This is a genomic window from Edaphobacter sp. FHG110511_03, from assembly GCF_059115365.1.
Genome location: NZ_JBZYWL010000003.1, coordinates 116628 through 129870, shown reverse-complemented (window position 1 = coordinate 129870; position 13243 = coordinate 116628). Strand labels below are relative to the sequence as shown.

Annotated in this window: 12 protein-coding genes; 8 read left to right on the top strand and 4 right to left on the bottom strand. The window is 50.8% G+C overall.

Annotated features, from left to right (window positions below; genetic code table 11):
• The first annotated feature begins 633 nt into the window (after window positions 1–633).
• The 3 genes from AC5S26_RS13955 to AC5S26_RS13945 all read left to right on the top strand — a co-directional run bounded on the left by AC5S26_RS13955 (window position 634) and on the right by AC5S26_RS13945 (window position 4215).
• Complete coding sequence (locus AC5S26_RS13955) at window positions 634–1383, top strand: polysaccharide deacetylase family protein (RefSeq protein ID WP_494185520.1); 750 nt, start codon at window positions 634–636, stop codon at window positions 1381–1383.
• Between the two features lie 129 nt (window positions 1384–1512).
• Window positions 1513–2895 carry an O-antigen ligase family protein gene (locus AC5S26_RS13950; RefSeq protein ID WP_494185519.1) on the top strand — a complete coding sequence of 461 codons (1383 nt, stop codon included), beginning with the start codon at window positions 1513–1515 and terminating at the stop codon, window positions 2893–2895.
• Between the two features lie 105 nt (window positions 2896–3000).
• Complete coding sequence (locus AC5S26_RS13945) at window positions 3001–4215, top strand: glycosyltransferase (RefSeq protein ID WP_494185518.1); 1215 nt, start codon at window positions 3001–3003, stop codon at window positions 4213–4215.
• Window positions 4216–4307: 92 nt separating this feature from the next.
• On the opposite strand, the gene AC5S26_RS13940 is transcribed toward AC5S26_RS13945, so the two are convergent.
• Complete coding sequence (locus AC5S26_RS13940; RefSeq protein WP_494185517.1) at window positions 4308–5495, bottom strand: right-handed parallel beta-helix repeat-containing protein; 1188 nt, start codon at window positions 5493–5495, stop codon at window positions 4308–4310.
• 195 nt (window positions 5496–5690) lie between these two features.
• Here AC5S26_RS13940 and AC5S26_RS13935 point away from each other — a divergent pair, with 195 nt between their 5' ends.
• Window positions 5691–6641 carry a glycosyltransferase family protein gene (locus AC5S26_RS13935; RefSeq protein WP_494185516.1) on the top strand — a complete coding sequence of 317 codons (951 nt, stop codon included), beginning with the start codon at window positions 5691–5693 and terminating at the stop codon, window positions 6639–6641.
• 162 nt (window positions 6642–6803) lie between these two features.
• Entirely contained in the window at window positions 6804–7598 is a 795-nt protein-coding gene (locus AC5S26_RS13930; RefSeq protein WP_494185515.1) for an FkbM family methyltransferase, read from the top strand.
• An 84-nt stretch (window positions 7599–7682) separates the two neighbouring features.
• Here AC5S26_RS13930 and AC5S26_RS13925 read toward each other — a convergent pair whose 3' ends face one another.
• Window positions 7683–8744: a hypothetical protein gene (locus AC5S26_RS13925; protein WP_494185514.1), complete on the bottom strand. Its 1062-nt coding sequence runs from the start codon at window positions 8742–8744 to the stop codon at window positions 7683–7685.
• A gap of 73 nt (window positions 8745–8817) precedes the next feature.
• Here AC5S26_RS13925 and AC5S26_RS13920 point away from each other — a divergent pair, with 73 nt between their 5' ends.
• The 3 genes from AC5S26_RS13920 to AC5S26_RS13910 all read left to right on the top strand — a co-directional run bounded on the left by AC5S26_RS13920 (window position 8818) and on the right by AC5S26_RS13910 (window position 11041).
• A complete protein-coding gene (locus AC5S26_RS13920; RefSeq protein WP_494185513.1) occupies window positions 8818–9030 on the top strand; it encodes a hypothetical protein in 213 nt (70 codons plus the stop codon).
• 541 nt (window positions 9031–9571) lie between these two features.
• Window positions 9572–10420: a WecB/TagA/CpsF family glycosyltransferase gene (locus AC5S26_RS13915; protein WP_494185512.1), complete on the top strand. Its 849-nt coding sequence runs from the start codon at window positions 9572–9574 to the stop codon at window positions 10418–10420.
• Window positions 10421–10735: 315 nt separating this feature from the next.
• Window positions 10736–11041 carry a hypothetical protein gene (locus AC5S26_RS13910; protein ID WP_494185511.1) on the top strand — a complete coding sequence of 102 codons (306 nt, stop codon included), beginning with the start codon at window positions 10736–10738 and terminating at the stop codon, window positions 11039–11041.
• Here AC5S26_RS13910 and AC5S26_RS13905 read toward each other — a convergent pair whose 3' ends face one another.
• Together AC5S26_RS13905 and AC5S26_RS13900 are read right to left on the bottom strand one after the other, a co-directional pair.
• Window positions 11042–11740 (bottom strand): response regulator transcription factor, encoded by a 699-nt coding sequence (locus tag AC5S26_RS13905; RefSeq protein WP_494185510.1) that lies wholly within the window; start codon window positions 11738–11740, stop codon window positions 11042–11044.
• Window positions 11707–13197 carry a sensor histidine kinase gene (locus AC5S26_RS13900; RefSeq protein ID WP_494185509.1) on the bottom strand — a complete coding sequence of 497 codons (1491 nt, stop codon included), beginning with the start codon at window positions 13195–13197 and terminating at the stop codon, window positions 11707–11709. Before AC5S26_RS13900 ends, AC5S26_RS13905 begins: the two co-directional genes overlap by 34 nt.
• Window positions 13198–13243 lie beyond the last annotated feature (46 nt).

Here is a 13243-nt window from a genome sequence, read left to right as displayed (position 1 = left end):
ATTGTGGATCCTGCAAATTCAATTCGGAAAAAAATTCCTCTACTTTTCCCGAGATTGGAGACAAATGGAACACCAAATTCTGAACGGTTGGAAAGAAATTAGTTCCCACATCGAACGAGGTGCGCGGACAGCGCAGCGTTGGGAGTTGCGGTTTGGTATGCCTGTCCACAGACCTGCCAACAACCGTAGAACTGCAGTGGTGGCTTTCGCCGACGAGTTGGATGTGTGGCTCCTCCGAAATTCGAGCGCACAAAATGGGGCTCCCCAGAGTGTGAGTGATGAGATCAATTCCGCCGGCCTGCAAGAAATTCTCCTCCGCCTGCAATTCGAGACCAAAGCACTCGCAACAAAGTTATTACACCTGGAGCGGCAGCTTAACGAGACTACTGGCTTCAACAACAAGGCGTGTCCACAGAGAAATGATTCGCCAGAGAGCCCACAGGATGGCCATTCAGCACGTTGACATTCCAATCGACGGTATGATGCCTAGCTCACCATCATTAGCCTGCTTGTCTGGATGACATAACGCGCCCTCACCGTCGGTCTGATTGCAAGCTTTAGGAGTAGCGAGAGCAAGCTATGCGCGCAAGTAGTAGATCCTGGGAGCTCGAAAAGATTTTGCCTTCGATTTCGATGGCACGACGCACACTTGTCGACCAGACAACCGCTCGAGTGGCGGCTGCACTTTTCTCCATCGGGTATGCTTACCCCAGTTCGCAAATTTTTGGCCGGACTGTTCTGGCTGGCAAAAATGCAAGGGAGATCGCTCTGACCTTCGATGATGGGCCGAACGATCCTTACACTCTACGATTGCTTGACATTCTCGCCCAACACAATGTTCGTGCCACGTTCTTTCTCATCGGACGGTTTGTCCGGCAGCGGCCCCAGATCGCGCGTCAGATACGAGATTCTGGGCACCTGCTTGGCAATCACACCATGACCCATCCAGTCCTACTCAAATTGTCTCCGCTGGAAATACGTGAGCAGTTGGCTGGATGTAATGCCTCGATTGAGGATGCGACGGGTGAGCCAGTACGCTTCTTCCGCCCTCCGCATGGCGCGCGTTGCCAAAGGGTTCTCCATACGGCAGCTGAGTTGGGATTGATTCCAGTGATGTGGAACGTGACAGGTCGTGATTGGACTCCGTTGCAACCGGAACAGATTCTCCGCCGTGTAGCGCAGAAAGTGCGCATGAACCAAAAACGGAAGAAGGGGAGCAATATCCTTCTGCATGACGGAGGGCAGGCAGACTTGGGAGTGGACCGAGAGCGGACGCTTGAGGCGACGAGGATGATGTTGGAATCATGGCCTCAAGAGGAGCATGAGTTCGTCACGATAGAGAAATGGGTGAGCGAGGCGTCAGCACCTACCGGTAGATCCTAGGAAATCCGCAGAGGAATTCCCTCCCAAAGTTCTGGAGCAGCAATCTGTCCCGCCATCGGCTAGCAACTTCACTTTTAGCAGTGCAATCTACAGGAAGCCGCGGTCAGACAAGACTGCCATGGGACGGGGATGCGAACACAGATCAGATTCCACGCGATCCATCCGCTGGAGACCGAACCGATTTCATCCATCCACGGATGGGCGAGGTTAGTGTTCTTCATGATGCTCGGCTCTTTTTTTGGACGCGCATTTTATTACCTCGGCATTCCGCCAGCCAAGGTTTTCATTGGTGATATAGTCCTATTCCTATTCTTTTCACTTCGTCCCAGAGCACTCCTCGACCGCTGGATGACTGCTCTGACCGTAGGTAGCGTATTCGGTCCGTTTGCATGGTCGCTGTTGCTGTCCATCCTGTTCGGCATGTTTGAGGTACTCTATGGGCTCTATTCCGACTACCCTCCTCTTACTGCCCTCCAAAATCTCGCTTTCAATATCTATCCAGTCTATTTTTTTCTCGGTCTATGGGTAGGCACCGAACACCCAACTCTGTATCGCAAGATAATCCGGTGCTACGCATGGATGCTGGCGATCTATGGCCCCGCTTACCTATTGTTCTTGGATCACATCAAACTCACGATGCCAGGTAGCGACGTTATGATCTTTAATCAGGTCGGCGGGGGCGGATTTATCATTCTAGCTCTCCTCTCTCTTGAACGGAAACCATTGCGTTATTGGCTGCCGATGGTGGTTGGCGCATTCATGACGCTGGCCATCCAGGAACGAGAGGAATGGATAAGCACGGCCGTTGCTTTCTCGGTTTGGGGCCTTCTGGAGCGGAAGACGGGGAAGGTGCTATCTGTAGGCGTTCTAATGCTAGTACTTCTGTCGGTAGGATTTATCGCCGATGTTGATCTTCCCGGCCCTGCAGCACGAGGCGGAAGAATTTCTTCCAGCGAGATCGCGGCTCGTGGCCTATCGGCGGTCAGCCCTGACCTGGCGAAGGAGTACACCGACTCCAGGAACATTGGAATGTATGCTGGCACTATTACCTGGCGTACCCGGTGGTGGAGTGCGATCTGGAACTCTGTGCATGAGTCCTTCCCAAAAGCCCTCATTGGCAATGGCTATGGATTTCCTCTGAAGGATCTCGTGCCATATCTCAAAGGCATGGACATCCGAACGCCGCATAGTATTTTTTTCTTTGCGCTTGGATATTCAGGCTGGATCGGCGTCTTTTTATTCTTATCGCTCCAAGCCTCTATCCTCGCCATGTTGTGGCGTGTATATAGGCTGACTGGGCAATCCTATGGCTTAGCAATTTGGATTGCCACATTGACCGCCTCCCTTTTTGGCAACTCTTTCGAGTCTCCCATGGGATCGATTCCGAATTACATAGCCATCGGTTTGATCATCGGCCCGATCCTGTGCGGCAAAATCACAGTTCTTGCGCCACATTCTTCTCATCGACCGACCGTTGAACCAAGCTTGGCGGTACAACTTTCTGCCTTGTAAAACTATCCGACACATCACACGCAAGAACGTTGTTTTCAGTGGTTCGAACTCGTCGGCCCAAAGGATCGCGATCGTCACAGGGCAATAAAGTAAATCTCTGAGATCATGAAGATACTCATCATAGGTCATCCTTGCGGTCCGGGGCTAGGATCTGAACCGGCAAACACTTGGAATTGGGCGTGGCATCTGTCGCGCACAAACCAGGTCTGGGTCATCGCTCATCCCGAATATAAAGAGCGTGTAGACAGGTTTCTAGAATCGGAGCCAAATGATAACCTCGAATTCCATTGGGTCACTACAGATAGTCGCTTCGATTGTTGGGTTCCTGGCCAAGGTCAAGAAAAAGGCATCAGGCTCCATTATTGGCTCTGGTTGAGCGAAGCTTACGAGCGGGCTGCTGTTCTTAATAAAGAGGTGAGGTTCGATCTCGTCCATCACGTTAGCTGGACCACGATGGCAATTTCCCCTCCCTTCTGGAAGCTACCTGTCCGGTCTCTTTGGGGGCCAGTTGGCGGCGGCCAGATATTTCCGCCTGCGTTGACTTCATTCCTTCACGAAAAGCGAGTTACGGAGCAGCTTAGAAGCTTATATGTAAGCATGCTCCCCTTTTCGCCAAGGCTGCGAAGGACCCTTGCTAATGTTGGTATGGTATTGGCTGCCAATTTCGAGACAAAAAGCCTGTTGAAGAAGGCTGGCGCCTCTGGTGTGGAGCTGTTTTTGGATTGCGGTGTCGATGGACAACCCATCATGCCAACGAGGCAATCAACAGGAGAGCAGATCACCCTACTTTGGGCAGGACGACTTGAACCGACCAAAGGATTGGTGATAGCTATACGAGCGTTAGCGAAATGTAAGAACGTTCAGACCCGCTTGCTCGTGGCTGGCTCCGGAATCGAACGCGCTAGAATGGAGGACCTCACAAGGGAGCTTAGCTTGACAGATCGCGTCGAGTTTCTGGGGCGCATCCCGCATGAGGATATGCCGGCGCTGTTTCAGCGTTGTGATGCATTTGTATTCACCTCGATGCGTGACACTTCTGGCGCGGTAGTTCTGGAAGCCATGGCACACGGACTCCCGATCATCACTCTTAACCATCAGGGCATGCGAGCGTTTATTCCTGAAGACGCAGCCATCAAGATTCCCGTCACAACTCCCGAACAAATCATCAGAGACTTCGCAGTCGCCATCGACACTCTCGTATCGAATCCAGACTCCATGCATAAGATGTCGAAGGCTTCGTCTGTCTTTGCAAACGAGCAAACATGGCCGCGCAGGGCTGAGATGATGAACGCCCTTTATGGTGAGCTCGTTAAAGGGTAGCAACTCTTTTTCTGGGAAGCGAGTCCCTGAGTTTGAGGTTCGAGTCGGGAAATGTCTTCGACTATGTCGATAGTAACTTGGCATTTTTCAACTCATTTCGTTGTGCGAACACCATTTTGAGGCTTAGGCTCCGGTGGAGCACACGTCAAGCTGGCTGAAGTAGTGTTACCCGACACCACAGTCCCTGGTCTGGGGTTACTTTCATGGGAGACAAAGCCTTTGGCATTGCCCGAGACTGCAGCCTGATTTGGCGAATGTGCAGCCATAGCCGGGCCGCAGATATAGTTATTCGTAATGCTCATGTTCGTGGCATTGCCGATCGCGAAGCCCCACTCCCAGTAGCCTTCAATAATATTGTTGTATGCGCGTGTGTTATTTCCCGCGATCTCGATCGCATAGGGAACATAGCCAGGCTTGTTGTTATTTGCGTTGATGACGTTGTCATGGACGATCATATTCTGCCCGGCAGTAAGCGAAAAACCAAATGTATATGCCCATGGTAGTAAAGCATTCGAGTAGTGGTTATATGCTACTTCCAGCCCACTCGGATTCGTATTCGTCCCAAGAATCTCGATGGCCATCCGGTGTATTCCAGAGAAGACGTTGTAATTTATCTTTCCTCCAGCACCGTCATACTCATTGCTATTGCTTATGGATATACCGATACCTTCATACACCGTATTGAAGCTATTGTGCGTGATCGTCAAGTTGTGGAACCCGAATAAACCAATTCCTCCGGCACCCAGCTTATCTTGATATTGTGAGTTGCAGGTCTGTCCGATGTTTTGGAATGCATTATACGAAATATCGGAATCATTTAGACCTCCCGCTACAAAGATTGCAGTCGTTTGAGAAGCGACAGATCCGCAGTCTATGTTCGCAAACACGTTATGATCAATGGTTGCGTTTGTAACTTGATTCTCCAAAAACAATGGGCCGTTGTCAAAAGTAAGATATTCAATAGTTACACGTCTTCCACTGAAGTACATCAGTGGATATCTACCAGTGCCGACGAGACGAGCTGTCGCTCCGGGACGGGGACCTGTATAAGTTACGCCGGCTGCAAGACGAAGTGCCGCCCCATAGAAATTTGGTCCATTGCTCGCTAAGTAATAAATTCCCGGGGCAAATTCAACGGTATCGCCAACTACGGCTCGGTTGATCTTTGATTGAATTTCCGCGGCCGACATTTTCGCGTCTACTTTCAAAACAGCGCCTTGTGCCGGACGTATGAACAGCAGCGGCGCTAGCAAACAGGCGAAGAGTTGGATTCGCGTCATAATGAATGCCTGCCCCCGTTACCGGTGATCAAACAATATAACGCATTTTTCTTTCCAATCTCGCTTTTTCTGATGAATTATCTTGAGGCGGAATAAAGAACGGCCTCCAATACAAACGCACGTCATACGCCCAAGCTAAGCATCCACGCGATGCGGCTTTCCCGAAACAGTGTGCCGTGAGGTGTTATGTCATCCATGGATCAGACCGTCAACAGAACCGCCAACGAAGTTGAGCTCCCCGTCACACTAAGCATCATTACAATCGTGCGCAACGATTTGCCCGGGCTCACTACAAGTTGCGATTCGCTGGAACCTATCTTGGCGGATGACATCGAGCACGTCATCGTCGATGGCAGCACGGAGAGCGACGTACGAGATTTTTTGTCGCTTCGGCGTACGGGAAGACTTCAATGGATCAGCGGTCCTGACGACGGAATTTACGACGCAATGAATAAAGGACTTTCCCTCGCATCGGGAAGCTATGTCTTGTTTTTGAACGCTGGTGACAGATTTCAAACACCGTTTCCTATGGCAAGTCTGCGAACCTTAATTTTGCGATCTCAAGGAGAGGAAATCCCGCCGGTGATCCTCGGGTATTCGGCAGAAGTATACGGCAAACGGAAATATCTACGCCCAGGGCTTGGCAGGGAAACAGATGTATTTATGGCGCCAAGCCACCAAGCGACATTCTATCCACGCCATTTCATAAACACTAACCGATTTCGCTGTGACATGCCGGTAGGTGGCGACGGGGAATTCACAGCTCGAGGAATCTACTATTGTGGAGCCGTCTTCTTCCCTGCCGTCATTTGCGAATTTTCGCTCGGCGGTGTTTCCACCAGCTACTCGAGGATTAATGTTGTACTACGCCGCCTGAAGGAAACTACGTCTCCTGTTCAGCAGCTGAAGCTACTCACTAAGTTGGTACTCTGGCGGGTTCTTCCACGAAAACTCTTCTACGATTTGATGGCCAGTTATAAGTACACACGCTTTACCGATGCAGCGGCGCTTCCCCTTCCAGCAGGCGAATTGCATATTTCGCGCTATGCGGATGCAATAGGATCAAACTGGAAGTTTGATCCTAAGGGAGTTTTTCCGTCGTTAGCATCGGAATATAGTCACATGTCTACGGATCAAAAGAATTAAGAGGTACTCATGGATAGCCGTAGGCACCTGCAACGCATAAGAGGCGACCGTGCGATGTCAGGCAGGTGTGACACGCCGAGTGGACATCCTGAGTACACGTTGATAGCGAGCCTATGGACATGCACCGCAGAGCTTCATCGTACCGCGAGGTCATAAGTCGATATGAATCCCAAAGTCAAGACAGCGATAAGGTCGGGTCTTTTTGCGCTAGGTTTTCGTGTGACCGGACAAACTAAGTTCGCGGACATTCTTGATCTTATAAAAAAACTAAGGCCTCAAGATTGCGGAATAAATTTGATCAGGATCGGAAGTAGTGGTGATGGAGGCTATCTGATCCCAGACGACCTCGAAGGACTCGAGTATTGCTTTTCTCCGGGAGTAAGTACTGTTGCAGATTTCGAGAATTATTTGGCAGATCTCCGCATCAAGTCTTATCTTGCGGATTACTCAGTAACCTCGCCTCCGATCAATAGACCGGAATTCACCTTTGACAGAAAGTTCCTTGGCTCATCTGATCAGGAAAATTATTTCACTCTTGCATCCTGGAAGGCTAAGTATCTTAAGGACTATACCGGCGATCTGATCTTACAGATGGATATTGAAGGTTCCGAGTACGAAGTAATTCTCAGCTTGCCAGATAACCTGCTCGATCAGTTCAGGATCATGGTGATCGAATTTCACAATTTAGATAGGCTCTTCGATCCGTTTGCGTTTCGTCTTATTTCGTCGTGCTTCGAGAGACTGTGCGGATCATTCCATGTCGCGCACATCCATCCAAATGGCTACGACGGATGCCTCCGATACGGCGACCTTGAAATTCCAAGAAGCATGGAATTCACTTTTCTCAATAAGAAGCGGGTGAGCCGGACGAAACCCCAGGTAGTTTTCCCACACAAGCTAGATATGGATAACATACCGGGAGTATCTTTGGCGCTGCCTAAATGTTGGTATTTGTAGGCGCGCACTAACTCCGAAAATAAAAGAGGTGAGCTGGGCATTTTCCCCAGCACACCTCTTTATTTGTTATCCCACATGCCAGATCTATGGCGCGCAGGTCAAGGCAGACGATGTTGCATTGCCTGTAAACGTCCCATCCACGGCGCTTCCTTGCCACGAGATGAATCCACCTGCATTGCCTGCTACCGGAATACTACCCGATTCCGGAGCTGCTGCTGCCATTGCCGGCCCGCAGATGTGATTGTTTGTGATGCTGATGGGGGTATTGGTGCCGATAGCGAAACCCCATCCCCAGTAGCCTTCTATAGTGTTGTTGTAAGCGGAAGAGTTGACGCCGCCAATTTCGACGGCATAAGGAACATAACCAGGCTGGTTGTTGTTTCCATTCAAGACGTTGTCATGAACAATCATATTCTGACCAGCCGTAAGCGACAGGCCAAACGTGTACGCCCATGGGAGAAGTGCGTTGGAATAGTTCGTGTAGGCGACTTCGAGTCCGCTCGGATTGGTAGTAGTACCGAGTAGCTCGAGCGCCATGCGATGAATTCTGGTGAAGGTGTTGTAGTTGATGTGACCCCCTACACCGTCATATTGATCGCTGTTGCTGATGACGATCGCAATTCCTTCATAAACCGTGTCGAAGGTATTGTGAGTAATGTTAAGGTTATGGAATCCGTACATCTGAATTCCGCCCGCGCCTTGGGCATCTTGGAACTGCGAGTTGCAGGTTTGTCCGATGTTTTTGAATGTATTGTACGAAATATCGGAATCATTGAGTCCTCCCGCAACAAAGATGGCTGACGTCTGAGAGGCATTCACTCCGCAATCGATGTTCTCAAAGATATTGTTGCCGATGGTTGCGCTCGCGACCCCATTTTCCAAAAATAAGGTCCCGTTGTCGAGGGTGAGATATTCAATGGTCACAGTTGTTCCAGAAAAGTACACCAGTGGATATCCACCAGCACCTACAAGATGGGCTGACGATCCGGAAGAAGGCCCTGTATAAATCCGCCCAGCGACTAGATTGAGTGCAGCTCCATTCGGATTCGATCCGTTGCCAGCCAAGCTATAGGTTCCGGCTGCGAAAGCAATCGTAGCCCCATTCGGACTTTCATTAATCTTACTTTGAATCTGACTCTGACTCATCGATGGGTCGATTTGAATTGCATTGGCGGTCGTGGCAGCCTGCGGCTGTGTGACAGCAGAGCCCGCCGCTGGCGTGACAGTGGGCGTTGCTGACGCTGTTGATGTGGGTGTCGATGTTGATGTTGATGTGGGTGTTGATGTGGGTGTTGATGTTGATGTCGATGTTGATGTCGATGTGGGTGTTGATGTCGATGTGGGTGTTGATGTCGATGTGGGTGTTGACGTTGATGTGGGTGTTCCTTCGGAGGTTCCGCTCGCATTGACTGCACCGGATGCCCTGCGGTGATTGCTCTCAACATCGGCAGTACGAGGGTTAGCTGGGTTAGAGCAGCCGACAATCAAACCTGTCAGCATCACGGAAAAACACGTCTGCATGAGCGTATGGGGAGGAGTACGCACGCTTACCACCTTTATTTTTTTAATTTTTCAAGACAGGGGAAGCCAATGTAACTCTGCTCGGGGAAATAGAACGCCAATCAAGTACCAGAAATACTTTCCACTTCTGGTTGCAATAAACCAGATCAGATACGTGCTAGCGCAAATAACACGTACGTCATGGCGTCGCTTTGAATGAGCTGACATGCCACCCTGATCCTTGATGTAAGAAATTGAGTGCTGAACGTTTCGGAGGGAGAGCCCTGGGTTAAGTTACGACGACACCTACACGAGTTGGATTTCGGTTAATCATGGCACATCGGCGAGCTTCCTGCAAATCAACACGGAATAAAGCAGAGAGGAATGACGATCACCAGAGGCATTCAAGAATAGTGCCGATCAGCATTAAACAATTTGATATCAAAACTTGAGCCGAGTGGAAGGGAGCTCCAATGCGTGAAATTCTTGGAGTCAAAATTACCGCGAGTAGCTACGGTGAAACTGTGGAAAAGAGCGTCGCATGGACGAAGCAAAGAGAGTCACGCGCCGTTTTTTTCGCAAATGTACACGTAGTAATGGAAGCGTTTGATGATTCGAGTTTTCGCGCCAAATTGAATGCCGCAGATTTGGTGAATCCGGATGGCATGCCTCTCGTTTGGGGGCTCCGAGCAATGGGCGAGCGCGATGCAACTCGGGTGTATGGACCGGACGCTACGCAAGTGCTCCTTGATGCCGCGCAAGCGGCGGCTATTCCGGTGGGCTTCTATGGAGGAAGCGAGGAGACACTGGCCAAACTCATCGCAGAAGTGCGACGTCTATACCCAGATTTAGAGATCGTGTTCACGATGTCGCCTCCGTTTTACCCTCTGGAAGCAGATGAAGATGAAGAGATAACACGGCAAATTTCCAACTCAGGCGCGCGGATGGTGTTTGTCGGGCTTGGCTGTCCTAAGCAGGAGCGTTGGATTATGGAGCACAGAGGGCTAATTCCTGCCGTGATGTTAGGCGTCGGAGCCGCTTTTGATTTCTTAGCGGGATCCAAGCGGCAGGCGCCGCGCTGGATGATGCGCAACGGGTTGGAGTGGGCGTTTCGCCTCGCATCAGAACCGCGTCGCCTCGCAGGCCGCTACTTAAAGCACAACCCAAGATTCGTCGCTTTGTTTCTCCTGCAGCTCCTGAAAGGTAACGACCGTATGCCTGAACTTCTGCATGCCAACCCTTATCCAATTCCGGTACATAGTGACGACGACTCGGCCCCCAAGCAAAATGCAAAAAACGTCCAATCTTCGCGCCACACTTAGACTGGAGCCCTGACCTGAGCGCCCTAACGAGGGCGCCTTGAGTCGATGAATTAGCAGCGCCCAAATTCTGCGACGCTAGAGGTTAGCTGTTCGAATCCGTTCGTGGCCGCCATATATTTCAATCGCTTACAGCAGCCCTTGAGAAACGCTGGAAGCTTCTTGGTAGCAAAATCATCAGACGGCTGCTGCAATTTTCTCCTTTCGTCAGCATCGTATACACCAATCTTCCTTACACTCTCCGGGAAATTCTGCACATACTGCCGTATCGCCGGACCTTTCCCCATTAGATGGTTTCGGTGATGGATGGGGGTCACCGTGAAGGTCGCCGGTACCGGCAGGTCGATATCGGTATACTTCTTCTCCATCAAGAATCGCGATGGCGATGCGCCTGATGATCTGATGGGGCGTCGAGATTGTGGAGAAGTCACCCTTGCGCTGCAACTCTTGTTCCTTGTCGCATCTCGGCAGGCATTTCACCAAACTATTTTGGGATTTTTGGGGCAGCGAGCCGGGATCATCTTCTTCAGTTTGCAACATAGCTCCATCGTGTCGATAACTAAAACCTCTGTGTGTGAGAAACACAAGCGAATCCCTTCACTTACTGCTCATGACTGGAGCTAACTACGGAGCACGAAATCGGTAACCGATGCAACTATCTGTCAAGAGATAGGTCGGATTGGCAGCATCGTCTTCCAGTTTCTTTCGTAGTTGACCGATAAGAACTCGCAGATAGCTGCGTTCATCTCCGAAGCCAGGACCGCGCAAGACAGCTAGCAATCGGGCGTGTGTGACTGGACGTCCGGCACGTGCCATCAGAAAGGCGAGAGCATCAAATTCCCTTGGTGTCAGGTGCACCTCAACCCCGGCTCGTTCGACACGGCGACGAACAGGATCCAGCATGAGGACTCCGTTGACGATCGTCATATCCTCAGGTGTTTCAGGTGCCCTAAATCGACGGATAGCAGCGCGGATTCTGGCCGTCAATTCTCGTGTCCGAAATGGTTTGGTCACGTAGTCGTCAGCCCCAGCCTCTAACGCATCCACCTTGTCATCTTCGCTATCGCGGACCGTCAGCACAAGAATCTGTGTCTTAGTGAAGATCCGCCTAATACGCCGGCAGGCCTCTATGCCTCCTATTCCCGGCATGTTGATGTCGAGAAGGATGGCCTCAAAGTCCGTCATGCGTACCCTCATCAACGCCTCTTCGCCATTGCTCGCTTCCGCTACATCGAAGCCAAGAGAACCGAGAGTAGTACGCAGACTTCGACGTAGCGCGGAATCGTCTTCTACAATGAGCAATTTTCCTTGTGATTCGTCCATCTCAAAACTTCCTTACGTATGTGCGGTAATGCCAGAAAGAACGTTGTAATAGTATCTGGATCGCTTTCTACCCACACCCGGCCGCGATGAGCTTCCACGATCCGCTTGGTTACGGACAGACCTATGCCAGTCCCAGAAGCCTTGTACTGCGAACCCGGGGCTCGGTAAAAACGCTGAAAGATGCGTAATCTCTCTTCAGGAGCGATGAAAGACCCTTCATTCTGAACGCTAAACACGACTTCGGTGTCGGTGGAAGCGACACGAAGGGTAATTGGCGACTTTGGGCTAGCGTACTTCGAGGCGTTGTCGAGTAGTTGAAAGAGCGCCATCTGAAGCATATTGGGATCTGCCCACAAGTAGTTCACCCCACGCTCATGAATAACGCTCAGCGGATGATCTTCCAGAAGGGCCTTATGTTGCTCCTTATAAAGTTCAACCAAATCCGTCAGCGAGATCTTCTCGTGACGGACCACTAATTGCCCCTCATCCAATCTCGCGGTTTGAAGTATCTGGTTGGTCAGTTTCACCAGACGAGTTGTTTCCTCATCAATGAGAGACACAAGTTCTCTTTCTGCGTCCCCAAGGTTGCTGATCTCGATCAGTCCTGAACTGGCGCTCTGGATGGTCGCCAAAGGTGTTTTGAATGAATGGGCGAGACCGTCGAGAACCGCGGATCGCAACTGCTCGCTCCTCTTGGCTGCTTCGGCATTGCTCTCCGCTATAAACGAGTGTGCCCTTTCCAGGGCGATTGCGGAAAGGGACGCAATCGCGTCCACCGATCGAGGATCGAAATGGCTTTCATGATGAGAGCCCTTGATATAGAGGGCACCGACGGGCCTTGCGCCTAGTCTCAATACTCGTTTAAATCTGCATGCGGTGAGATCGTTTTCGCAAAGCTCGTGAAAATAAATTGCAAGTACGTCGCTATCCGGTATGGCTTCTTTTCCAGCTTTATCCATCCGAACCTCGCGGGCATCCCACAGGGCCACGGCATCGGCGTTGAATGCATCAACGATCAGACGCGTAAGTTGCACCCCAACGTCCTGACTCCGGTCCAAGATGATGATGTCCCGGCTTGTGAAGTAAAGTCTTTCCAGTCTCGTTCGTTCACTCTCGGTTTGTGCAGCCTTCTCCTTGATGCGGTCAACAAAATGACCTGCGGTCAAAGCGATTGCCACAAATGTGGCCGATGAAATCCAGTCCTGAGGTTCACGGGAGTAAAGAGAGAAGATCGGGGCCATATAGAAGTAGTCCAGACATCCAACGGACAGCACTGAAGCAGCTACTGCTTCAATAAATCCCCATCGAAATGCGATTAGCATAATGAGGACAAGATCGATAAGTCCCGCAGTCAACGCCTTGCCATGGCTACCGTATACCGCTGTCGTTACTAACACTACGATCGGGCCGGTAGCGAGAGTGCGGAGCAGACGCCTGGTTACATGCGTGTATCTCATCTCGAAAGATCAGAATATCGCCAAATCGTTAGGCATATTCGACCCC